The organism is Pseudomonas sp. R28(2017) (assembly GCF_002112505.1).
Classification (GTDB): Bacteria; Pseudomonadota; Gammaproteobacteria; order Pseudomonadales; family Pseudomonadaceae; genus Aquipseudomonas.
In genome coordinates this window covers 1-24,928 of record NZ_NEHW01000004.1, presented here as the reverse complement: position 1 = coordinate 24,928, position 24,928 = coordinate 1, and the positions used below count along the sequence as shown (strand labels likewise).

General features: G+C 57.5%; 15 protein-coding genes, 2 rRNA genes and 2 pseudogenes. 8 read left to right on the top strand and 11 right to left on the bottom strand.

Annotated features, from left to right (window positions below; translation table 11 throughout):
* The first annotated feature begins 30 nt into the window (after positions 1-30).
* From CAF78_RS08105 to CAF78_RS08080, 7 genes and pseudogenes are all read left to right on the top strand, one after another.
* Positions 31-975: a LysR family transcriptional regulator gene (locus CAF78_RS08105; protein WP_085674947.1), complete on the top strand. Its 945-nt coding sequence runs from the start codon at positions 31-33 to the stop codon at positions 973-975.
* 134 nt (positions 976-1,109) lie between these two features.
* A pseudogene (locus CAF78_RS08100) lies at positions 1,110-1,487 on the top strand (tyrosine-type recombinase/integrase); the annotation flags it as partial.
* A gap of 401 nt (positions 1,488-1,888) precedes the next feature.
* Entirely contained in the window at positions 1,889-2,713 is an 825-nt protein-coding gene (locus tag CAF78_RS27805; protein WP_143515029.1) for a hypothetical protein, read from the top strand.
* A 1,055-nt stretch (positions 2,714-3,768) separates the two neighbouring features.
* Positions 3,769-4,341, top strand: a complete 573-nt coding sequence (locus CAF78_RS08090) for a hypothetical protein (protein WP_085674945.1) — start codon at positions 3,769-3,771, stop codon at positions 4,339-4,341.
* Positions 4,342-4,366: 25 nt separating this feature from the next.
* On the top strand, positions 4,367-4,717 hold the full coding sequence (locus tag CAF78_RS27800; RefSeq protein WP_143515028.1) for a hypothetical protein: 351 nt from the start codon (positions 4,367-4,369) through the stop codon (positions 4,715-4,717).
* Positions 4,718-5,417: 700 nt separating this feature from the next.
* Entirely contained in the window at positions 5,418-5,894 is a 477-nt protein-coding gene (locus CAF78_RS08085; protein WP_085674944.1) for a hypothetical protein, read from the top strand.
* Between the two features lie 912 nt (positions 5,895-6,806).
* Entirely contained in the window at positions 6,807-7,373 is a 567-nt protein-coding gene (locus tag CAF78_RS08080; RefSeq protein WP_085674943.1) for a recombinase family protein, read from the top strand.
* A 406-nt stretch (positions 7,374-7,779) separates the two neighbouring features.
* Here CAF78_RS08080 and CAF78_RS08075 read toward each other — a convergent pair whose 3' ends face one another.
* From CAF78_RS08075 to CAF78_RS08065, 3 genes are all read right to left on the bottom strand, one after another.
* Complete coding sequence (locus tag CAF78_RS08075) at positions 7,780-9,507, bottom strand: AIPR family protein (protein ID WP_085674942.1); 1,728 nt, start codon at positions 9,505-9,507, stop codon at positions 7,780-7,782.
* Positions 9,508-9,559: 52 nt separating this feature from the next.
* Entirely contained in the window at positions 9,560-10,642 is a 1,083-nt protein-coding gene (locus CAF78_RS08070) for a type I restriction endonuclease (RefSeq protein ID WP_085674941.1), read from the bottom strand.
* A 347-nt stretch (positions 10,643-10,989) separates the two neighbouring features.
* Entirely contained in the window at positions 10,990-11,898 is a 909-nt protein-coding gene (locus tag CAF78_RS08065; protein WP_256573855.1) for a tyrosine-type recombinase/integrase, read from the bottom strand.
* A 490-nt stretch (positions 11,899-12,388) separates the two neighbouring features.
* Here CAF78_RS08065 and CAF78_RS27795 point away from each other — a divergent pair.
* A pseudogene (locus CAF78_RS27795) lies at positions 12,389-12,526 on the top strand (LysR family transcriptional regulator); the annotation flags it as partial.
* Between the two features lie 335 nt (positions 12,527-12,861).
* On the opposite strand, the gene CAF78_RS08060 reads toward CAF78_RS27795, so the two are convergent.
* The 8 genes from CAF78_RS08060 to CAF78_RS08025 form a co-directional block, all read right to left on the bottom strand.
* On the bottom strand, positions 12,862-13,350 hold the full coding sequence (locus CAF78_RS08060; RefSeq protein ID WP_085674939.1) for an OmpA family protein: 489 nt from the start codon (positions 13,348-13,350) through the stop codon (positions 12,862-12,864).
* Positions 13,351-13,353: 3 nt separating this feature from the next.
* The gene (locus tag CAF78_RS08055; RefSeq protein ID WP_085675283.1) at positions 13,354-14,625 is read right to left on the bottom strand and encodes a diguanylate cyclase domain-containing protein; all 1,272 of its coding nucleotides are present in this window, start codon (positions 14,623-14,625) and stop codon (positions 13,354-13,356) included.
* 11 nt (positions 14,626-14,636) lie between these two features.
* A complete protein-coding gene (locus tag CAF78_RS08050; protein ID WP_085674938.1) occupies positions 14,637-15,203 on the bottom strand; it encodes a YfiR family protein in 567 nt (188 codons plus the stop codon).
* 71 nt (positions 15,204-15,274) lie between these two features.
* A complete protein-coding gene (gene recD, locus CAF78_RS08045; protein ID WP_085674937.1) occupies positions 15,275-17,350 on the bottom strand; it encodes an exodeoxyribonuclease V subunit alpha in 2,076 nt (691 codons plus the stop codon).
* Positions 17,347-21,018 (bottom strand): exodeoxyribonuclease V subunit beta, encoded by a 3,672-nt coding sequence (gene recB / locus CAF78_RS08040; protein WP_085674936.1) that lies wholly within the window; start codon positions 21,016-21,018, stop codon positions 17,347-17,349. Before recB ends, recD begins: the two co-directional genes overlap by 4 nt.
* Positions 21,015-24,479, bottom strand: a complete 3,465-nt coding sequence (gene recC / locus CAF78_RS08035) for an exodeoxyribonuclease V subunit gamma (RefSeq protein ID WP_085674935.1) — start codon at positions 24,477-24,479, stop codon at positions 21,015-21,017. Before recC ends, recB begins: the two co-directional genes overlap by 4 nt.
* A gap of 123 nt (positions 24,480-24,602) precedes the next feature.
* Positions 24,603-24,718: ribosomal RNA gene (gene rrf / locus CAF78_RS08030) — 5S ribosomal RNA — on the bottom strand.
* Between the two features lie 132 nt (positions 24,719-24,850).
* Positions 24,851-24,928, bottom strand: a 23S ribosomal RNA gene (locus CAF78_RS08025); the annotation flags it as partial.

The following is a 24,928-nucleotide window of genomic DNA, read 5'->3' as shown; positions in this document are numbered from 1 at the left end:
AACAAGAACGCACAAAAAAACCGGATCAACATGCAAAAAGACCTGACCTCCCTCAGTGCGCTGAACTGGGACGACCTGAAGTTCTTCCTCGAAGTGGCGCGCACGCGCAAAGCCAGCAGCGCGGCCAAACGCCTGGCCGTCGACTACACCACGGTATCGCGGCGCATCAGTTCGCTGGAGGGGGCGTTGGGCACGCTGCTGTTCGAAAAGTCACGCACCAACGGCTTCGTGCTGACCGCCGAGGGGCAGCGCCTGCTGGGCTACGCGGAGTCGATCGAGAGCACCTTGCACATGGCCTGCGAGCAGGTCTCCGGCTCGGGCGTGGCGCTGTCGGGGCATGTGCGCATGGGCTGCACCGAAGGCTTCGGCAGCTTCTTCGTCACCCCGCAGCTGAGCCATTTCGTCGATGCCTACCCGGCGATCTCGGTGGATATCCTGCCGCTGCCGCACTTCATCAGCCTGTCCAAACGCGAGGCAGACATCGTCATCGCCCTGGAGCGGCCGGAGCATGGGCCTTATGTGTGCTGCAAGCTGTGCGACTACCGGCTGCGGCTGTATGCGACCCAGGACTACCTCGACAGCCATGCGCCGATCCGCCAGGTCAGCGACCTGGTGGGCCACCCGTTCATCAGCTATGTGGACGACCTGGCGTTCAGCTCGGAGTTGCTGTACCTGGCCAACCTGATTCCCAATGCCAATGCGCATCTGCGCAGTACCAGTGTCATCGCCCAGTACACGGCGGCGTTGCAGGGGCGTGGGTTGGCGATATTGCCGTGTTTTCTGGCGGCGCAGGATGCACGCCTGGTGACGGTGTTGCCGGAGCAGATCGAGGTGACGCGGCAATTCTGGATGTATTGCCGGGAGGATTTGCGCAAGTTGAAGCGGATTACCCTGTTGTGGGATTACATCCGTGGGGTGACCGAGGCGAATGCGCCGTTGTTGATGGGTGAGACGCGCGAGATATGTTTCGCGTAACCCAGATCTACAAGGAGTAAGGGTGCCTCATCCTACCTAGACCGAGGGTGCCGTGGCAACGACTTGTGACAGGGGTTGTGACAGCACTTGTGACACCTTTGAGCGCCCACCCATGCAGGTAGCAGCCAGGGCACAAAGCCATCAGCAGTCGTCGCATACTCCCTCTGCACCCTGCCCTGTTGGACCTGGGTCTGCTTCAGCATGTTGAATCAGTCAAAGCTACTGGCGCTGACCGGGTGTTCCCTGAATTGGAGGCAGTGCGGGGCAAGCCCGGCCATGCTCCATCGAAGTGGTTTGGTCGCTACAAGACGAAGATGGGCATCACTGACTCGCGTAAGACCCTTCATAGTTTCCGTCACGCATTGATCGATGACCTACGTGACGCTGGGGTGCAGGACTCTCTCATCATGCGTATCGCTGGCCACGAGGACGGAGCGGTGACGTTTAGCGTGTACGGAAGTCGCAGCCCTACAAAAGCCATGCTGGAAGCTTTGGTGCAAGTAACTTTGTAGCTCCCAGCAGCCCGCACCGGCGTTTGCAATCTGTGGCGAGCTTGTCGCTGATGGCCAAGGGCTTCAGTACAGGCTCGAACACATCACTACAGGCATTTCCACCAGTGAAATGGAACAATATACACATACAAGTAAACTTTATTTTATGCAATTGACATGTATATAAAACAGACCTATTGACGCGACTGAAATAGCCTGTACTATTTTCACACCTGCCTACGCAGAAACCAGCAATACCTCACCTTACCAGACCACCACACCTCGCTTGTTCAAGCCTAAAGGCCACTGAGCAGAGCGGGTTTCGTGCTGCCTGGAATAAGGACCAATGGTTCCCATAAACTATATCCCGGAACACATCGAGCGTTTGCACATGAGATAAAAATAGTTTACCGAAGACAACTATGACAGCTAGCACCACTCCCAAAGAAAACGAAACAAACACTATCAAAGAGACCGCCATCCAACTTCGCATGTCAGGTGCAACCTACATCGAGATCAGAGAGGCCACCGGACTAACTGAGCGGCAAGTTAAAGATATAGTAAGAGGCACACCAAAACCAAAACGATCACGAAGCGTTAATTCGAGAGTTGATCTACCGTTCGCCAAGTCTTTCGAACGAGTGTTCCCACTAGCGATCCGCCCCCAAGGCATCCGAGATTATGAACTCAAAATCATTTTGCACGAAGAATACGGTACGACTTGGGACACATCTACTGGTTGCTACCGAAGCAAATTCGACAGTGACACCATCGCACGCGTCAAGGCGAAAGTCCGAAAGCGGGCATTGGATGAAGATTGCAATGTGATCTTCGCGATGGACTGGATTGATGAAAACAATCCCCGCTCAAGTAGTGAGTTCTTGGTAAACGCAGCCACAGACCTCCTCAGCAGGATTGACGAATACGTTCACGAGTACATGGCGAGCCACGGGACCAGGCAGACTGATAAGAGCGAAGCTTCTGAGCTAGCCCGCAAGAAGCAACATTATGCGGTGCAACAGCATTTACTCAAGCTCGCGATCACAGGCTACGGCAAAGAACCAGTTGAAAAGCTTCTCAACAGGACCGCTGACCTCATCGGTATGCTCGAAGGGAACCCTGATTTATGCCCGGCGGAGTGCTCAGGTTCTGATCAAGAGAAGGTCAATAAGCCCGAGTACATTCCAGAGCCCTATGGGATAGGTCACTTTCTTGATTACGCAGTGCAACAAGGCTGGATCATCTAGAAGAAGGGTGGCAATTGCGAATCCTTCGCGTTTGCCCGAAACTTCAAATCGCGCGTACCATACTAAGTGTACGGTAAACATCGGACACGCTACTGCACAGGACAACACCATCAAAAGTGTAAGTCGTGGCGTACTCGCCACCGCAAGACACTCTGTGCCTGAAGCACGGATAACAACTCTATTAAGCAGGGGAAGAAAGGGGCGACACCCCTTCCCCACTCTTGCTTCTAACTCTATAGGCATCATGTGCAGCATAAGCTAGTAACGGTACGTTACATCCAAACTGCAGTTAAGCCTCAGCGGATCGGGGGCTTTCGCCTCTGCCCCCACTATATCTATGACTATACTTTAAAGAAATTATAACTCTATAAGTTTTGAGCAGAGTGGTGCACCAGCACCCACTAATCACCAGTGCTTAAAACTTCAGATCAGAGCATCGTGACGAGCCGTCACACCATTAACACGCATTGTGCAGGCTGATAACACCGTAGAGCCGGCCACTGCCCTACCACACAGTCTGGCACTATGGACAAGACACCACTACTGCACGCGCTGCCAGGCATATGACCATAACCATAATTCCAGACAGCAACATGCGAGACACACCACAAGAGCACGCTGGAAATAAATTTTCAAAATAGGGCCAAAAACACTTGACACCTGCACCGACATGTTAAACTAGGTATTAGTTGAGTGAGACTGGCCACCAGCTCTCATCATTGCCTGCAACGGGCAATAGCGCACAGACCAATAGAACTCAGCAAGACAACTTAATAGAAGCCGAACCCGAAGCTCGCAAGAGTGACGGGTTTTCTATTGCATCAAAGAAACACCTACACAAACAAGAGAACATACATGCAAAAGTGTTACCCATTGCAGCGAAAGTCCTGCGACCACTGCAACAAGACCTACTACAGTCGGTCGCACCGCTCCCGCTGGTGCAGTTCAGTATGTCAGACGAGAAACCACAGAGCGAATAATGCAATCAGCCAAGACCAGCTAGAACAACAGTATTTTGCTCACGAAGAAGCACAAACACAGGAAACATCTCAACAATGATTGATACAGAATACTCATACGGTGAGAAAGTCATCGAATTCTTCAAGCACGATGAAGCAGAGCTAAGTCAGCTAATAGAGCAGAAGGTTGCTCGCTACAACGCCAACGCACAAGGGCTGTTCTTCAAAGACCCTGCTGCCAATCTAGAGTGGGTGTGTAAGAAACCTCTTCATCTCGCCCTGCTCGACTTACAGGAAGAATGGCGAAAGGGCTACACCCTCGTCAATGCCCGATACGACACCCTCGACTTCAAAGCCCAGCTGCGAAAGCCAGATAAGCTAATTAAGTCTGAGCTTCGTACGCTAACTGACAAAGCACGAGCCGACTACAACAAACTTCGATATGAACGGAATGCAGCGGAAACGGCTCGCCAAGTAGACATCACACTGTCTATTAATCGTCGCCGTGAAGAGAAAGCCCTAGCTGCAACCAAAGTAGCCACAGCAGAAGCTGAAGCCTTAGCAGCCGAGGCGATGGCACTGGCAAAGATCCAACAAGACTTACTAGATGAAGAAGCAGCTTTGGCTGACCTAGTACGCGCCTACTCAAAATCACAAGGGGCGAGCTAATCGCCCTACTCACCTGGAAACACCCTTGAACTTTTTCGCAGTACACAAGCAGTCGAACACAATTCAACGTGTTGTCTCTTCTAGCTTCACACCTACCAACACCGAGGAAACAACCTTCTATCCAGCAACCGATGGCCGATTGAGTCAGTATTACGCGAGATTGAAATATGACACCCCTATCGACATATACTCAATCATCGCCAAACCTAATCCTCCAGAGATCCTGCCCTTGACACCAGAAGGCAAGATCGCACTTAGACACTATGTACTGAAGCATCGCCAGCATGAGACAACCGAAGCAATGGCATCAGCATGGCGGGTCTCGGAGCGGACCATCAGAGACATCTTGTCCAAGCTTACCACCCCCTACCCTTGACTACCCTACAGGGCTAGGGGGTGGTAGCCCCATGGAAGCCCCGTGTATCAGGGCTTGTAGAAGCACTGTCGGACAAGTCTGAGATGCTGGTCACAGCAGTTACAGATCCAACCATTCAATGTATATGCCCTGCTCTATCGCAGTACGCTGTGGGCTTGGGTGCCCGAAGCAATGGCTTGAAGCTTCGCATGCTGGCGTCCCGTGGGGCATCTTGATGTCGTACCGTGTTTGCGTTGTCCCTAACGCTAGTGGTGGTGGTTTGACTGCTATCGCTAGCCGATCGTGGGGCAGTGCTGGTAGCCCACCACCAGGCACAACCCCGCCTGGATCACCACCAACAGCTATGACGGTTGATGTTACGGGGCTTTGATTGATCAGTACCCACAAGAATTAAACAGCTCATAGAATCGAGTAAGTGTAATAGATTTCAATCTGAACACTACTTGAAAGTTGTTGAGTTTTTGGAAATAGCCGAACGCACTAGTTTTCGACTTTTTGGAAAACATAGAAACACTAGACACACACTACTAAAAGCAAGTATCGATTTAGTGCAAGAGAAAATTTTAGTTAGTGTTCGAGTTTCCTGGAAAACCCAACCAAAGTGCCAGCACCCGATCAAAAAAAATTCTACCGAACCGCTTGACAAGCTCTCAGGCACACCGCTAGCGTGGAATAAGAACCCGACCAACGGAGCATGTCAGTGAACATTACAAAGCCCGACCTAAGTGCCAACAACGACCAATGGCAAGAATATGCAGATGCAGGGTGCTTGCACCTGAAGCAGAAGCTTTCCGAATTCCTTCAGGAACAATTCGGCTTCACAAAGTCTAAGGTGAACCGCTATTTGCATGTCGGCTTAGGCTCAACCGTGAAAGCCGATAACGCCCAGTACGACTATGACCTTTACTTCCGACTCTTCCCTGACCTGGAAGTTGGCTGGCCCCGTGAGACACTGGTCATCGCACGGCTCTATTTTGTAGAGCAACGCAAGGGGCATGGTCGAAGCTTGTTAAGTTGGCTCGTAAAACTTGCACCAGAAATTGGTTACAAGTACATTGCTATAGAGGCTGCAAACGAAAACTCAAGCGCTTTCGGTGAACGCTTTGGGCTTGAACTTTACAAAGGCAAGAGCGGCTGGCTTGGCTCTATCGATAACATTCAGCAAGCCCTTCGTTAAAACCAAGTTCAAACTTGTCTGGCGACCGCACGGCATTTGCTGCGGTGGCTAACTCGGCCGGCTAATTAGAACATGCCATTTCAGAAGAGCTGAACACAGTGCACTGTGTTCAACGTAGACTGCTGTCTGAGCTAGTAACAGGAATTCCGGCGTTGACAGCAGCCGCTGAAGTACTAACGGAAAGCTATCACCATATCTAATCCAGTCGACCACGCTTCCGAACCGTCTAAATGCCGCTACACGGTTACAGCCCAGTAATTCCAGGCACCTGCACTACAGGGTGTTAAGCAGATCGCCCCTTTCCCGCGTATTCCACAGACTCTGTGCGGGAATGGCGGCAGCCACTGTCGGTAATGGTAGGATTCCTACCTTTGCCGCTTTTCCCAAGTGCTGTCGGGGAAGCATAGGAAGCACCGACCATTCGCTATCTCTCTGTATCTGCCGACATACCCGGTTCCTTGGCAACGTGCACAATCCGGATCTGCGTGGGCTTTCAGATAGGCTTTCCAGGCGTACCAGCTAGTAGGTGCTGGCGTTGATCTTTCTTCTCTCGACTCACGGTCCAGCAGTTCTTCAAGTCCGTCAGGATCCTGCGGATCAATGTTCAAGGTTTCGCAGAGGTCTTCCCAGTCGCTCATCATCAGTCCTTTGTGCTTAGCTCAGTGCTTAGTGTTGGCGGGTCAGATACTACGTCCGAGGTGGGCTGTTATCCAGCGGTCCAACACCACTAACTCAACATGGCAGTGCAGAGGGTACTCAACCCGCGACGTGTATTCATTGGCCTGTACGCTAGCGGTCACGACTTGATGAATACAGAAACCACCTCAAAACCGTATTCATTAGCCTTGCTTTTAGTTTTGAATACACCCATACTCCTTGCATCTAGAGACAAATGAATACACAGGCGAGGATATGGCACAGGTCGGATACATTCGCGTTAGCTCGGTTGATCAAAACACAGACCGCCAGCTTGACGGCATCACTTTGGACAAGGTTTTCACTGAGAAGGTAAGCGGGGCAACTACAGACCGTCCCCAGCTCCAGGCAATGCTGGAGTACGTGCGAGAGGGGGATACCATCGTTGTTCACAGCATTGACCGCCTTGCCCGCTCCCTGGCTGACCTGCTGAAGCTGGTGGAGGACCTGAACAAGCGTGGTATCCACATCCGCTTTAACAAGGAACAGCTTGAGTTCACTGGTGAAGACAACCCGATGCAGAAGCTGATGCTCTCAATGATGGGCAGCTTTGCTGAGTTTGAGCGGTCAATGATCAGGGAACGCCAAAAGGAAGGCATTGCCAAGGCTAAGGAGAAAGGCGTCTACAAGGGCCGCACTAAGACCGTCGATGATGCTGCTATTCGTGCTGCTATTGCTGGTGATGGAATAACTAAAGGCTTGTCGTTCCGTGGGGCTGCTGAGCACCTTGGCGTTAGCCTGAGTACTGTACAACGTGCAATGAAAGCCTCTGTAGCCTCATAGCAAGCGATTACAGCAACGTTCCTGAATGGCTCGTCACCCAGGGGATATTCGAGAATCGTCTTTACGAAGCTGTATGGGGCTGGCGTAGGCCATTAAGGTAAGCGCGACAGCCGCCAGGATTTCAGCCGATCAGCCAATTCCAAGCTCCACCGTTGGTGGAGGTTGAGTTCCCTTCTCTGATAGTTTGCCCAGGAATCGCAAGTCGTTTTCCGAACAGGGCAAGGTGCCGCGTTCATAGCTGCCTCCGTGACGATCTATCACACTTGGATTGTGAACTTCGCACCAGGCGAGCAATTGCATCTCAGTCGGGAACTGGGCACCGAACCCTATGGTCGGCGCCCTTAGACCCAACTGATCTTCGTTTACAGTAGACTGGAACGACAACCCCTGAACCGCTGCTTAGAATTCAAACCACTTCCACCTGGGAATTAGCCTTAAACTTTCTAAATGCTTCAATCACCAATTCAGTATCAGTTTCCGACTTGTATTGACGCTTAGTCTTATCCAGCTCAGAAAGTTCGAACACTTCCCGCGCCTTACTAAAAATCTCACTAGACTTCGCGTCATTAGCCAAAACCACCTTGAGTCGCTCACAAGCCTTGTCAAACGCATTAGAATTGAAGAAATCCAACTTCTCACCAATCACCAGCATTCTAACAATCAACATCAACTGAAACCTGAATTTTTTATAATTCGTATCGAGCTCGCCGCTCCTAAACATCTGTTCAATACGGTAGTAAGCAAGACCACTTACATAATATGCCGAATACTTATGATCCTCATTAAAGATTTTCCCAGAAAATCTTTTAACAATAGTACCATAGTAACCCGACACCAGATGTGGAGAGTCTAAAAACATTGATGCAAAAGACTTAATTTGTGTAGGAATAGATATTATCTGTGTTCGCTTAACATCACCACCATAAGAGTTATACTGCTGCGAGCGTCGCTCATAATAAAGCTGAACACCGCCCTTTTCAGCAGCATAATACAATTCCAGCTTTTTCTGGAACGAGCTTAACGCTTCCAACTGCTCAGTTTTAACTTCCGTCTGACTATTGGTAGCCAAGGTAATGCTTGTTTTAATATCTTCATTATCCGTGACAATTATCTTCATTGGCACGAAAACCTTATCTATTCCAGCAATGTTTCTAGACTCGTGCAAAACATGGCTAGTCTGACAACCATTTACAACTTGATAATCTCTTATAGTGAATCTATTTCCCGCAGGCGTAAGCGATGAAGCCACTACTGTGACACCATTATTTAGAACACAGAATAGATCAAACTTACCCTGATCAAGAGTCCCTTTGATTTTAGCATTGACAGCATTCCCGCCTTGAAAATCCCGAACGTTGTCATCAAAAATACTATAAATCGTGCCACTTTCATCTTGGATTAGTTTTACATACTCATCGAATGGTATGACACCGAGATACGCCTCAGTAACACCCTCAATATCTGGCAGTGTAATTCTGTTCTGAAAGTTAACCGTAACCGACAAACGATTCTTCGTTTCCTGATAGAGCTTTTGCAACTCCGACGCGCCAAACGCATCAATAGACGCGCCTTCAAACAAATTCAGCAGCTCTAACTCTTTCTTCCCACTTGAAATGACCGCAACCAAATTATCATCATCCACCCACTTACCAGTACATACATAAAAAAGCTTACAGTTCGGACGACGGTTCACCATATTATCGGACATCTGGATAAGCAGCTCCCAGATACCCTTCATTTTCTTAATTGCAGAGTTTTGAACCAACTGAGGCGTATCAGCGAGAAAGTCCTTCACGCCGTGTATAAATGAGCCAATAGCAGAGCCATCGAAATTTGAACTTGTTTTCGCTTGCACAAAGGCAATATCAGCATCCAAGTACCCAGAATTAGCAACAACATCCTGCAGCATATCCTCATCAGTGATCAGACGACCATTGACCACAATACACATGCCATCTATAGCACAGTCCCCACCGGAGCCAACATGGATGTCATCCAGCTCAAAGCTGCCCCTAAATATCTTTGACGTTATAGCGTAATTTACAAAGTGCTCAAACTGCTCAGAAACATCTCGCTTCGTCAACTCATTCTGATTCACAAAGGTCGAAAGTAATGAGCTTGTAATTTTGTCCATAACAATCCTTAGGTTACAGCTGAGAATTCAATATTAAAAGCCAGTGACTCATTTACTCGTATAGAGAAATAGAGCTTTTCAGCTGCTCCGCGAAATTGTAAATCTCATCAAGTGAAGAAATAGGGTGCCTTGTCTCATTTTTATCTGCGTCGAAAAGTCCAATATATTTCTGACTGCGATTGAAGTGCAGGCGACAGATAGGCTTACGATTATTGTCATCAAGCAATACACCAAAGTAGCTCTTCGTATCTCGATGAACGATTCGTTTTGCATCAACAACCGCCCTAACGATTGCCTTAACAATATGAAATCCTTCCAATTCTTCAAGCGTCGTCTGGATCTGGTCTTCAGCACTATCTTCGGCAGGCTCCGAAACCGGGGTACTTTCGATAGCCTCCATCGCATATGACGGCTCAACTGCACCGCTCATAGCTGACTTCAGACGGTCATTGATCTGATCCCCCAAAAACTGAATTGCAGCTTTACGGGTCAAGGTTGTGAATTGCTCCCTAACCTTCTGGGTGATGATTCCATCGTAGACCCGCGTAGCGAAAAACTTAACGAAGTCGTCACTTGGCTGACTGAACTGTGAGGCCATCTCCTTCTTGATCTGTCCCACATACTTCAACTCACCGGCAGCACTGATGATCGAATCCACATCGAATGCAGACTTGGTCAGCTTCTGCAGTTCAGGTAGGGCGTGCTCGTCTATATCAAGAAGGTCCAGCTCCAAGAACGGCTTCTCGTCCATCTTGTTAGGGGCATCAAGATCAGTGAAGAACCGGTAGACCTGCCCATTTGTCAGGATGGAGATACGGGCAGTGGTGACATGGAAATATCGGAAGAGCTGGCTTGCATGGTTGATGTGCAGCGGCTCACCAATTTTCTTACATTCGATTAGAATCTGGATTTCGCCATTCTTCATGATGGCATAGTCGATCTTCTCTCCCTTCTTCGTCCCAACGTCGCAGACGTATTCGGGCGTTACCTCAGATGGGTCGAAGACATCGTAACCCAGGACAGAGTTGATGAAGGGCATGACGAAGGCAATTTTTGTCGCCTCTTCCGTTTGGATTGCAGGCCCCTGCTGGCGGATTTTGGCTGATAACGCGTTCAGTCGCTCTACGAATTCCATCTCTCGCTCCTCGCTCAGATGCCACATCCTAGTAGCAGAGCTACCGTACTGGCAATTGCAAATCATCGATAATGGAAGGGTAAAAAGCGATGCGACCAGATGACAGGGCAGCGCCAAAATTGGTGTAACCAGACAAGGGCAATGGGGAGGAGAAATATCGAAGCTAGAATCGCCAGCACAGTGCACCACTTAGGTGTACCCAAACGCTGTCACACTTCGAGATTTTTGAGAGAGAAATCCTTGAGAAATCAAGAAATTGCGTAATGGAGGCAACCCCAACAGGCACCACCAGTATCAACGTTCTATCCTCGCTCACCTGCTTTTATCCGCTTTAGATCTCGCACAAATCAGATGCGGAGATCTTTGAATAACTCTCTGAGTAGCTGTGCTATGGTCTCGACTGGTACTCCTGCCCCATAGGTATCAAACGTGATCGTGCCGGAGGCATGACCCATGACCGCCTGAGCATGGGTGATCGGTACCCCTTTGGCTTGCATCAACGACGCTAGTGAATGCCGCAATGAGTGGAAGACCAATCCGCGTTCATAGGCATCCCCTAAAGTAGTAGGGATAGCTTGCTGATTGACCCACTCACCCGATGGCCTGTAACCAAACTGGGCTAGCGCTTCGCTCCCACTGCTGTGCATTGCATCGACGTACCTTAGAAATGCTGCTAGGTCGAAACCGTACGCGCCATCAGTAAGTGGCACTAGTCGCTCACTCTGCTTGTTCTTGATTGACTTTCCCTCACCTGCCTCGTTGATGTGAATTGCAACAAGGCCAGACTCTGTGGTCACAACGTCCCCGACCGTTAACTGGCATATCTCCTTCAGTCGCCCGCCAGTGATGATTCCCAGGCTGAGCAGCCATCGCTTCCACGAAGTCTCTGGGAGGCCGTTTGCATAGTCCATCAGCTTGCTCACCTGGTGCTGAGTGAAAGCCTTACGGGTCGATTCAACCCCCTTTGTAAGCTTCAGTTTCTTGTCGTAGGTCTTACACAGATGGCCGTTCTCGACGGCCCAGGTAAAGACTGCCGAAAGCTTCACGATCAGCTTATTCACGGTCGATGGCATCCGACCTTCTGACAGACGCTCTCGGAACTGCACAAGGTCTGCTCTGGAATGTGTCCTCAAATCCAAACCTTCCAGATTCTCAGAAATCACCTTGTGGCACAGGGTCGTCTCCTTCAAGGTCGTGGGCTGCTGGTCCCCTCCACGATCAGCCATGTAAAGCTGCGACAGCACATCGAAGGTCATAGGGGTTGCCGATGGCTCTGTTGCCGTACTCATCACCTCACCATTCGGAGCGAACACCGACGAGGGGCTAACAGCAACGTTCCGGTACAAGTCCCCCCAATGCCGTAGTGGGTGGCCGTCATCAGCAGACATAAGCGTACTTCTCACCAGCGTGAGCAGTTGCTCTCGTAGGTCATTCCACGAGGCATCAGGACGATCCAAGTGGAATCCCCGTAGCGATGACGTGAGATGTTCAGACGCCTGCATTGCACTTCTGCGATCAGTGGTCTTGAGGGAGACAGACACCGTTCTATTCACGCTGCCAGTCACACGAAGGCGTAGGTAGTAGATACCGTGTCGTCGGTAGTGGTACGGACTCGCCAGCCGGCACGTTGGCCTCAATGGAAACGTGCGGTTTGTGACAACACTTGTGACAGGATGTCCCTGTGGGTGGGTGTTCATGACGGTTAAGCCCCTGTAATCATTGGGTTAACCCTTTCCCTCTTTGTCGTTCTGGATGTATTGCCGGGAGGATTTGCGCAAGCTGAAGCGGATTACCCTGCTGTGGGATTACATTCGTGGGGTGACCGAGGCGAATGCGCCGCTGCTGATGGGTGAGACGCGCGAGATGCGCTTTGCTCAGGGTTGATGGAGGTCTTTAGGTGTTCGCCACAGCATTTCCAGCGCCTATGAGAACGAGCGCCGCCCGCGCGGCGCATCGCGAGCTGCGCTCGCTCCTACGTTTGTTTCGGGCCAATATTTCCTGTGGGATTTGCGCGCGTACGCCTTGACTCATGGCGCGATATCGCGTCGTACCCACAAGGCGGTCGCGCGCGCCTGTCCCAGGCGTAACTGGCCCGAAACAAACGTAGGAGCGAGCGCAGCTCGCGATGCGCCGCGCGGGCGGCGCTCGATCTCATAAGCGCCGAAATCCTCAAGGCAGGCACCTGTCAGCTACACCGCGCTGTATTCTTTACAGCTATTTCAATAAGACGCCACCACAATCGACACCCGCCGGTTCTCGGTTCGCCCTGCGCTGGTGCGGTTGTCTGCCACCGGCTGCGTGCTGCCCAGCCCCCGGGTAAGAATGTTCTGCGCTGGCATTCCCACGCCGGCCAGTGCCTTGGCCACACTCTGCGCGCGCCGTTCGGACAACTGCTGGTTGTACGCCGCCTTGCCCGAGGCATCGGCATGGCCGTCGACGCGCACGCGCTGAATGCCCACGCCCAGCAACGCCTTGCCAATCCGCTCGACGATTGCCTGGCTCGTGCCGTTGAGGTTGTCCAGATCACTGCCGAACAGCACCTTGCCCGACAGGTCGAACGCCCAGCCCTCATCGGTGGGGGCAAAGCCTTCACGCTTGAGCACGGCAATCTGCTCTGCGGTCAGCCCCTTGGGCGGTGTGCTCTGGCACCCAGCCAGCGCCAGCAGGGCCAGCACCATCACGAAAGAAAAACGCAAACGCTGTATCACGGTTCAACTCCTGTTCCTGTAATCGGCGGCGGACCGTTCCGTCTGCGCCGCTTGCCACTGGCCACGGCGCTTGCGCTTGGCCTGGTACATCGCCGCATCTGCGGCATTGAGGAGGCTGGCAGGGTCGCTGCCATCATCCGGGTAATACGCGATGCCGACGCTCAGCGAGGTGGTGAGGCTTTCGCCGCCATCAAGCAGCATCGGCAGTTGCATGCTGGCGATGATCTTCTCGGCGATGCGCTCGGCATCCTCGCGCGAATGCAGCGGGGTCAGCAGCACGGCGAACTCGTCACCGCCCAGGCGGGCCACCAGGTCGTGCTCGCGCAGTTGCGCACGCACACGGTCGGCAACGTTGATCAGCACTTCGTCACCCACGGCATGGCCAAGGCTGTCGTTGATCTGCTTGAAGTGGTCACTGTCGAGGAACAGCAACGCCAGATGGTCCTGCTGGCGTGCGGCGTTGCGCAGGCTGCGGCTGAGCCGGCCCTCGAAGAATGCGCGGTTGGGCAGGCCGGTCAGGCTGTCGTGGCTGGCCTGGTGAGCCAGGGTGGCGTTTTCGTTCTGCAGGTGGCTGTGCCAGACCTCCAGTTCATCGAGCAACGCGTTGAAGTCGTTGCCCAGCTCGTTGAGTTCGGCGATGGGCGCTTCCGGTACCCGGCGGTCGAAACTGCGCTCGCGACGGGCGGCGTGGGCGACGCTGGCCAGGCCGCGCAGGGGCCGGACGATATCGCCGAGCAGGCGCCGCGACAGGTACAAGGCGACGAAGGCACTGAGGATGGTGCAGAACAGGATGCCGCCCAGGCCGCTGAGCAGGAACAGCAGCAGGCTGCGGCCCTGGCCGATCAGTTCGATATGCCCGACCTTCTGCTGCTGGTGCATGATCGGCAGGTTGATCGGCTCATCCAGCAAGGCCGTCGCCACTTGCGCCTCCAGGTGCGCGAGCACGCCCTCATCGCTGCGCTGCCAGTGCGCCAGCTGCTCACCGTCGTTGTTGAACACCTTGGCATCGGCCACTTCTTCGGTTTTGGCGATCAGCTCCAGCGCCTCATTGGCCGCGGCGCTGTCGTCGAACACCACGGCGGCTTCGACGGTGTAATTGATCGAGCGGGCAATCAGGTGCAGGTTGTGGTTGGCGTACACACGCAGGGCCAACACGCCGAGCAGGGTCAGCGAGATGCCAGCCAGGCCCACCGCCAGCAGGGCCACGCTGAGGTGGCCACGGCCGAGCACCGAGCGCAGGGTCGGGCGCACGCCCTGCTTGTTGCCGGCCTTCATGGCTGCACGCTTCATGGCAGCGCTCCGCGGCGCCGTGACAGCTGCAGCACACTGGGGTGGATACGCACACCGGAACGCGCCACGGAGTCGAGGTTGACCTCGAAGGCGACTTGTTGATCGCTGACGCGCAGGCAAAACAGGCTACCGACCGTGCATGGGTCGTCGGCTTCGCTGATGCTCAGTACCGGGCGGCCACTGATGGCCTGGAACAGGCGGTCGCGCTGGCCATCGTCGAGCTTGCCGATGTACACGGCGTCACAGGCCTGGGCAACCTGCCGGTCGTCGGCCAGCAGGCGCCGTACCTGCAAGGGTTGCCCGGAGTTCTGCACGCTGCCTTTGATCAGGTCGTCGGCGTATTCGGTGGGGCCGACCAGGCACAGGCGCAAGGGCACTGGCTCGGCAGGCCAGCGCGCATAGCTGAGGATCCCCAGGACCACCTGGGTCACCGCCCTGGCACGCTGCTGGGCCTGTGCGGCGGTGGCCGAACCGTCCGCCTGGGCAGGGCCGGCCATTAGCGACAGGGCGACCAGCAGCAGCGAAAGCGCACAGCCTGTCAACCGCTCCCTGGCGCCTGTCATGTGAGAATTCTCTCAAAATCCTGTGTGAAGTCGGCGCAACGATAGCACAACGCTGGCTATCTGTAGGCGCGTCAGACTTGTTCGAGCATCAGACCGGATATGCGCCGAACCTTGCGCAGCACTGCTTCTTCGAAAATACCCTGGCGCGGCTCGATCAAGCTGAAGCAATGCTTGGCCCGGGTGATGCCGGTGTACACCAGCTCCTTGGTCAGCACCGGGTTGAGTGCATCCGGCAGCACCAGCGCGGTGTGGCTGAACTCGGAGCCCTGGGATTTGTGCACGGTCATGGCGTAGACGGTTTCCACCTCGTTGAGGCGGCTGGGCAGAACGAAACGCACCCCGCCACTGCCATCGTTGCGCGGGAAGGCCACGCGCAGCAGCGCTTCGCCGTGCTCATCCGGCAGGCGCAGGGCGATGCCGATGTCACCGTTCATCAAGCCAAGGCCGTAGTCGTTGCGTGTCACCAGCACCGGGCGGCCTTCATACCAGGGCTGCTGGCTGTCGATCAGCCCGGCGTTGTGCAGCACCCGCGCCACTCGCTCGTTGAGGCCTTCGACCCCCCAGGCACCCTTGCGCACGGCGCACAGCAGCTGGAAGTCTTCAAAACTGTGCAGCACTTTGGCGGCCCATTGTTCCCAGCGCGGATCGTCGAATGCGCTACCCGGCGCCGGGCGATGGCGGCCAATGGCACGCAGGTAGCTGCGATAGCCCTGAGGCCCTTCGTTACCGCGGTTGAGGCCATCGAGAATCAGGCGGTCGAAGGCCCGATCCTGTTCGCCGCGCAAGGCCAGGCCGAACACGTCCGCTGGCGGAAGGCTCAGCAGGTCACGTGCCGCCTGGGCCTCCTGGCGGTTGACCAGGCGCGCCAGCTGGCCGATGCCACTGCCTTCGCCAAAACGCCGCGAAAACCGCAGCATCACGACCTGCTGGGCCAGCGGATTGCGTTGTGCATCGCCAGGTTTCAGGCCACTGGCAGCCAGCGATTGGCCACCGATCTGTTCCAGCCAGGCCTGGGTCGCGGGCGAGTAGCAGCCCTCTTCGGCATCCCGGCACAGGTCACCGAGCACGGCGCCAGCCTCGACCGAGGCCAGCTGGTCCTTGTCCCCCAGCAGAATCAGCCGTGCCTTGGGCGGCAACGCCTCAAGCAGGTTGGCCATCATCTCCAGGTCGATCATCGACGCTTCGTCGACCACCAGCACATCCAGCGGCAGCAGGTTGCCGGCGTGGTGACGGAAGTGCCGCGAGCCCGGGCGACTGCCGAGCAGGCGGTGTACGGTGCTGACGTCGGTGGGGATCTGCCCGCGCACGTCGGCGCTCACCTGCAACCGTTCAACCTGCTGGCCGATGGATTCGGTCAGGCGTGCAGCGGCCTTGCCAGTCGGCGCAGCCAGGCGAATGCGCAGCGGCCTGCCCTGCTCCACCGCAGGTGCCTGCAGCAACGCCAGCAAGCGCACCACGGTGGTGGTCTTGCCGGTACCGGGGCCGCCAGTGATGATGCTGAAGCCTGCGCGGGTGGCCAGGGCGCAGGCCAGTTTCTGCCAGTCCACCTGGCCGGCCTGGGCGCCTTCGTCGAACAGCTGCGCCAGGCGTGCTGGCAGGTCGGCCGGGGCCGCTTCGTCCTGGCTCAGGCGCTGGCGCAGGGTCTGGTCGATCTGCCGCTCGTAGCTCCAGTAGCGGCGCAGGTACAGGCGCTGGCCGCTGAGCACCAGCGGCCGCGACTGCTGGCCCGGCGTATCGCCGGCTGCCACCAGCGGGCTGGCGGCAATGCGTTGCAGCCAGGTCGGCAAGCCGAGGTTGGCCAGCAGTTGCGAGGGCAGCAGCAACGGCCCGGTCAGGGCATCGCCTTCCGGAGGCAGCGACAGCGCGAAGTCCGGCTCGGCGAGGGTCTGTTGCAGGTCGAGGCAGACATGCCCGTGGCCCAGCTGGTGGCTGGCCAGGGCGGCCGCCAGCAAGAGCAACGGGTCACTGCCAGGGGCACGCTCTTCGAGAAAGCTGACGAACGCCCGGTCTAGCGCGCGCAGCCAGCCACGCTCCACCCAGCGATCGAGCAACTGCAACAGGTCTGCACTGTTGTGCTGAGGGGCCAGGGCCAGCAGATGCTCGGCGTGCAGTGGCGTAGGCAAGAGATCGTCGAGGGTTCGGCTCATGGCGCGGCTCCGGCAAACAGGTCCTGCTGCTCGGGCGCGTGCACGCCACGGAACAACGCGTCGAGGGCCTCGATCAGCTCACGTGGCGGTTTGGCGAAGTACACACCGTGGCCACTGCTGCTGGCGCCGCGCAGGAAGATGAACAGGGCACCGCCGACATGGCGGTCATAGTCGTAATCAGGCAGCCGGGCGCGCAACTGGCGGTGCAGGGCCAGCAGGTACAGCACGTACTGCAGGTCGTAGCGATGCTCGAGGATGGCTTTTTCCATGGCCTGGGTGTCGTATGCCTGAATGTCAGGGCCAAGCCAGTTGGACTTGTAGTCCGCCACGTAATAGCGCCCGTCGAGCGCGTAGGCCAGGTCGATGAAACCCTTGAACATGCCGTTGAGCAAAGTCGGTTGTGCTGCCGGGCGTGCACTGCCGGGGTGGGTGTGGCGGGCCACCAGGCGGTCGAGTTGCACGGCGTCGACATTGTGGCTGGCGAACCAGAACTCCATCTCGATCTGGTAATGCTGCAGTTGCGCGAGCGTCAGCTGCGCAGGGCCGGCCGGCAGTGGCTCGTTGAGCAGGCGCTGCAGCCACTGGCTGAGTGTCGGGATCCAGCCGGCCCAGTCGCGGCGGTTGCAACGCTGGCCGACAGTGCGCTCGATGAGCTTGGCATTACCGGCAACGTCGCCAAAGCCTTCGCGGCCGGCCCACTCCAGCAGCCCATGGAGGAACGTGCCCGGGTTGGGGCCGCGGGGGAAGCGATGGATGTCGCCGCCGTCGGCGGGGACTTCACGGATCAGCTGGGTGTCGGCAACTTCGTCATCCAGCAGTTGCTGAGCCTGTGAGCTGTCGGCGCCGAGGGTCTGTTCGCCAACGCGCAAGGCACTGTAGGAGGCGACCCACCAATGCTCGGCAGCCGCCCGGCGTGGCTTGCGGGCGGGCACCAGCTCGCGCTCGGCCTGGGTCGCACGGTAATGCTCATCGCTGGCCTCCGGCAATGACGGGCAGGCAATATCCACGCAGCCTGCCAGCAAGCTCTGCAGCCATACCTTGAGGTGCTCCGAGCCTGGCAGCGCCAGGCCACCACCCAGCAGGTAACCCAGCGCCGAGCGGTGCAGCTGCGAGCTTTTCTGGTTGCCGCGCTTGAGGTCGGCGACACCCAGCCAGCAGGCGTGCTGGGCACGCGTCAGGGCCACATAGAGCAGGCGCAGGTCTTCGGCCAGGCGCTCCTCGTCGGCCAGGGCGATCTGCTCGGCGTCGGGGGTCAGCGTCAGTTGTGCGTTGCCCTGGCTGTCGTGCCAGGCCAGGGGCAGACGGCTGCCGTCCACCGGCTTGCTGGTGCAGATGAACGGCAGGTAGACCAAGGGGTACTCCAGGCCCTTGGACTTGTGGATCGTCACCACCTTGACCAGCTGCTCGTCGCTTTCCAGGCGCAGGATCTGCTCTTCGCCCGCCTGGCCGGAGTTGGCCAGGTGCTCGGCCAGATGACGGATCAGCGCCTGTTCGCCGTCCAGCTCGCCGGCCGCCTGCTGCAGCAGTTCGGCCAGGTGCAGCAGGTTGGTCAGCACGCGTTCGCCATCCGTGCGGCCGATCAGCATGCGCGGCAGCTCGAAGTCGTGCAGCAGGTGCCGCAGCATGGGCAACACACCCTGGCGCTGCCAGATCTCACGGTAGCGGCGAAAACGCATGACCCAGCCTTCCCACACCCGCTCGTCCTGGTTCAGCTGATCAAGTTCAGCCAGCGACAGCTCCAGGGTCAGGCTGGCCAGTGCGGCCTTGAGCAGGCGCTCGGAATCCGGCTCGGCGCAGGCCTTCAGCCAGGCCAGCAAGTCATGGGCCTCCTGGGCGGCGAATACCGAATCCTTGTCGGAGAGGTACACGCTGCGTACTTCGCGAGCGGCCAGCTCGTTGCGCACCAGCTGCGCTTCATGGCCATCACGCACCAGAATGGCGATGTCCGACGGCTGGCACGGGCGCAGCCCGCCCTGGTCATCGCTGAAGCCGGTGACCCCACGCTGGCCACCATTCAATACCGCAACGATATGGCTCGCGCAGCTGGCAGCCAGCTGTTGCCGGTAGAGCGTGCTGGATACCGGCTCTTCGCTTTCCAGCTGCCAGCATTGCAGGGCCGCACAGGCCTCGCCGTCGATCAGTAGGCGTTCGCTTCGGCCTTTGGCACGGACCTCGACGAACGGCAGCGGGTTGTCGTCGGCTTCGCGGAATAGGAAGGCGCCCTTGCCCTGCGCACGGGCTTCTGCCTGCAGGAACACCTGGTTGACCGCCGCGACCATCGCCTGGCTGGAGCGGTAGTTGGTATCCAGGCTGTGCAGGCGCCCGGCGGTGGCGCGACGGGCCGACAGGTAGGTGTAGATATCGGCACCGCGGAAGGCGTAGATCGCCTGCTTGGGGTCGCCGATCATGAACAGGCCGGTTTCCGGGTTGTTCTCGCTGATGCGGTAGATGCTTTCGAAGATGCCGTACTGGACCGGGTCGGTGTCCTGGAACTCGTCGATCAACGCCACCGGGAACTGCTCGCGGATCAACGCCGCCAGGCGTTCGCCCGACTCCGTGGCCAACGCCTGCTGCAGACGCAGCAACATATCGTCGAAGCCCATTTCGGCACGGCGGCGTTTTTCCACTTCGAAGCGCGCCGCCACCCAGGCGGCAGCATGTTCAAGCAAGCGGGCATCCGGGCTGGCCAGGGCCTGCAACTGTTGCTGCAGGTTCTGCATCGCATCGAAGGCCGGGTGGTCGGGTGGATCACCGACTTTCCAGGCTTCGGCCATCCCGTCTGGGGTCAGGCGGGTAAAGCCCGTGCCCAGGTCGAGTTCCACCGCTTGATCATCACTGGCCCAGGTGCGCAGTTTTTCGAACCAGGGTTCGAAGTAGCGCGCCTGCAACTTGCGGCCATCGGCCTGTTTCGCCGCCACGGCGTCGCGGCAGATTTGCTGCAGCTCGCCCGCCCATTGCGCCCACGGCGCCTTGAGTTGGCTCAACTGCTCGCCGCGCAGTTGCAACGCACCCTCGATCAGCGCTTGCGGCTCCGCTTCGTCCTGCTGCGCCCGTACCCGGCCGAACAGCGGGCGGATGCGCGGCAGCAAGGCATCGGGGCTGCCCCAATGGCTGCGCACCCAGTTCAGCGCTTCGCCGTGCATGCCATAGCAGAAGCGCCGCCAGTAGTCGCGCATGACCTGGCCGAGCAAGTCGCTGTGGTCGGTTTCCAGGCTCTGGGTAAACAGGCTGCCACTGTCGAACGCATGCTCACGGAGCATGCGCTGGCACCAACCATGGATGGTCGACACCGCCGCTTCGTCCATCCACTGCACGGCAACTTCCAGGCGATTGGCGCATCGTGGCCAGTCTGCTTCGGCATAGTCATCGCGCAGTTGGTGCAGCAGGGGGTCGCCGCCTTCCAGTTCGCCGCGGAAGAAACGCGCGGCCTCGGCCAGGCGGGCGCGGATACGCTCGCGCAGCTCTTTGGTGGCGGCATCGGTGAAAGTCACCACGAGTATCTGCGGCGGCAGCAGTTCGCGGCCGAAGCCTTGCTCACCGCCATGGCCGAGGATCAGCCGCAGGTACAGCGCGGAAATGGTGAACGTCTTGCCCGTGCCGGCACTGGCCTCGATCAGCTGGCTGCCATGCAGGGGAAAACTCAGTGCCAGGGGGCGGGCCTGGGTCATGCTTCACGCTCCGGATTGGCTTGGGCCTGCCAGGCGGCGCTGAACAGGGGGCGGTACAAGGTTTCACACCAGCCTTCGAAGGTTTCGTCGGCGCTGAGCGCGGCAAAGTCACGGAACTGCCGGGCCAGGGCAACACTTTCGCTGCGCTCACCGAAACTGGTGCGGCCATCCCCCTCGTAGGCTCGGGTAGCGGCAGCCAGGGCCTTGTCCGGATCTTCCTGAGCCAGCCAGGCAAAGGCCGTCTTGGCGGCGACAGGCAGCGGTGCATTCATCGCGGCTTGGCGCGCTACCAACAGGTGGCCCAATTGTTCGCCCGCCTGAGCCTGCGGCAAGGGTCCGAGCAGCAGGGTGACGTCACTGGCCAGCAGCGCACTGTGCAGTGGATAACCGGCGGCGCAGGCGGCCAGGTGCATCACCCAGCTGCCAATCAGACGGTGCCACTTGAGGTTATTGCGCCCGGCACTGATGGTGTTGGGAACCGTGGTGATGCTCAACAGGCTTTGATCGTCGGCCTGATAGACCCGGCCGAGCCAGCCCTCAAGACGATGGCTGGCGTGCTCGAAGTGGATCGGCAGCGCTCCGTCGACCACCGTGGGCCAGCGCTGCAGCAGTTGGTGATGACGCTGCAGCAGATCGGGCAGTGGCTGGATCAGTTCGGCTTGCAGCAGTTCACCGAAACCTGCCAGGGGCAGCATGCCGCAGGCTTGCAGGCGGCGGGCCTGGGCCTGTAATGCACGTTCGGCGTTGTCAGGGTCACTCAGGGCAGCACCCAGCAGGCTTTCGCTGGCGCTGTAGCGCTGCAAGGCGTCAAGGACGAAGGGCTCTTCATCTGGTGTGGGGGCTTCGAGGGCTTCGAAGAACACTTTCAGGCGCTGGCTGAAAAAATGCCTCACAGGGTGACGCAAGAAATCCTGCAGCTGGGTCAGCGTCAGTGCTTCATCGCTGACATACGGTGGCAGGTCAAGGTCAGGCTGCTGCTCCTCAGCAGTCTGCTGGTGCAGCAATTGCCATTCATGGGCATAGCTGAACAACGCGCTGCCCTTCTGGAAGTAGCGCGCACTGAAGGGCTGCAGCGGGTGCTCCTGGGTCAAGGCGTGCAGCAGCTGCTGGCCGTCAGCATCACCCTTGAGGCGCCAACCGGCAGCCAGGTGATCGCGCAACTGGCCGATCAACACCGAGGCCGGTCGCTCACTGTTGTCACGGATGCTGCGGCCAACCCAACTGATGTAGAGCTGGTCACGGGCCGACAGCAGCGCTTCGAGCAGCAGGTAACGGTCGTCCTCCCGACGCGAACGGTCGCCCGGGCGGTAATCGCTGGCCATCAGGTCGAAGTCCAGCGGCGGCTGGGCGCGCGGATAGTCGCCGTCGTTCATGCCCAGCAGGCACACCACGCGAAACGGAATTGCCCGCATCGGCATCAAGGTGCAGAAGTTCACCGAGCCGGCGAGAAAACGCTGGGACAACTTGCCCTCGTCGAGGCCCGAGAGCCAGGCCTCCCGGATCACCGTGAGTGGCAGCGGCTCTTGCAGGTTTACGGTCTCACAGACTTCCAGCCAGCTGTCGCGAAGCGCCTGCAACTGCATCAAGAGAAATTCGTCGTGCTCTTCCTCGGCCAGGAAAAACACCTGCAGCAAGGCGTTAAGGCGGTCCCCCCACTCGCTGGCGGTGGCGGGTTGGGACAACGCCTGGTTGGCCACATCGAGGGCATCGAGCAGCGCAACCAGGGGGCCGATCAACGCGGCGTCCAGACCGCCGATTTCATCGTACGGCTCGATGCCATCGCAGCCCTCTCCCACGCCCACGGCGTACCCCAGCAGCATGCGCCGCAGGCCAAAGCGCCAACTGTTCTGCTCCAGGCCCTGAGGCAACCCGAGGGTGGCACGCTGATCGGCGTTCAAACCCCAGCGAATGCCCGCGCCTTCGATCCAGCGGTGCAAGGTAGGCAGGTCGCTTTCGCGGATGCCGAAACGCGCGCGCACTGCAGGGACGTCGAGCAAGTCGAGTACTTCGCTGACGGCGAAGCGGCTGTCAGGCAGCTTGAGCAGATGTTCCAGGGCAATCAGCAAGGGGTCGCGGCCACGCTGGCCCTGGTCGGTCAGGGTGAACGGAATGTAGCGCGGGTCGTTGCGCTGCAGTTGGCCGAACACTGCACGGATATGCGGGGCGTAGGTGTCGATTGCCGGGAGCATGACGATAACGTCACGCGGGCGCAGCGTGGGGTCGGCGCTGAAGCGGGCCAGCAACTGATCGTGGAGGATTTCCACTTCGCGCTGTGGGCTGTGCGCCACGTGGCAGCGCACTGAACGGTCCTTGTTCAGGTCGACCTCAGGCCAGCGTTCCCGGGTTTCTGCGAGTGGGCGCAGTTCGAGAATGTCGTCCTGCAACTGGTTCAGCAGCGTGGTGGGCTGACTTTCGCTGAACAGGTCGATACGCCCGTCGCTGAATACGCCTTGATAACTGCCGGGGTCGTCGTAGCTGTCCAGCAGGTTGATGTAATCACGGCCTTGCTTGCCCCAGGCAGCCAGCAGTGGGTGGGCATGCTGATGCAGCGACTCGTCGTCCAGCTGCAACGGCATGCCGTGCTTGCGCTGCTGGCGCTTGTACTGGTGGCGTAGCAGGTCTTTGTCGGCAACGATGTCGGCCCAGTGGTGACGGCAAGGGTTGTGAACGCACAGCAGCACCTGGCTGAAACGGGCCAACCCGGCCAGTGCCTCCAATGCCTGGGCGGGCAGGGAGGAAATACCGAATACGATCACCCGCGAAGGCAACCCGTGAGGTGCTTCTTGCAAGCTGTTGATGCGTTCGATGAAGCGCTGGTGCACCCCTGCCCGGCTCTGCGCCATGCCCTGTTCACCGACATCCTCGAGCAACGCTCGCCAAAGTTCGGCCTGCCAGCGGTTACCTGGGGCGAGGGGCTTACGCTCACCACGGGCGGTATTGAGGATGTGCTCGCCGGCTGCCCAGTCTTTGAGCCAGTCGGCACGGTAGACCTGGTATTGGTCGAACAGGTCGGCCAGGCGCTCGGCCAGCTGATAGCGCTTGCGCAGGTCACTGTCATCGGTAAGGAAGCGACGCAGCGGCTCGAAATGCGGGCGCTCGATCAGTGCAGGCAGCAGCCGCATCAGGCGCCAGGTCAGCGGCGCCTTGTCGAGCAGAGACACTTCAGGGATCTCGTCGCGCCCGAGCACCTGGCGGTACAACTGCCACATGAAGCTACCGGGCAGCTGCACATCGATGGCGGCGGCAATTCCGCAGCCACCCATGTCATCGTCCTGTGGATCCTCGGCGAGGGCCAGCTTGAGCCACTGTGCAATGCCATTGCTCTGTACCAGGGCAATTTCGTTTTCCAGCGGTGCCAGCGGATAGCGGCGCATCCAACTCACCACCAGGCTGCGCAAGTCGTCCAGACGGTTGCCGTGGACGATCATGAAACCAGGTTGCAATGAGGTGGTGTTGGGCATGGAAAAGTCCCTGAGAGGAGAATGGGAACGATATCACGGCTGGCTGCCGATCCTGGCCCAGGTAAAAGCCAGAAAAGACAAAACCCCTACCTGCATACGCAGATAGGGGTTTTGCGAAATGAATCTTGACGATGACCTACTCTCACATGGGGAAACCCCACACTACCATCGGCGATGCATCGTTTCACTACTGAGTTCGGGATGGGATCAGGTGGTTCCAATGCTCTATGGTCGTCAAGAAATTCTGTTGCCAGAATGTCCTGTTGGACAGCCCAGCGAATTCGGATATGCGATATTTGTGATGTTGCGAACTTTCGGTTCGTTTCGTCTTCACCACCGCAATCTGCATGAGCAAATTGCTTGGGTGTTATATGGTCAAGCCTCACGGGCAATTAGTATTGGTTAGCTCAACGCCTCACAGCGCTTACACACCCAACCTATCAACGTCG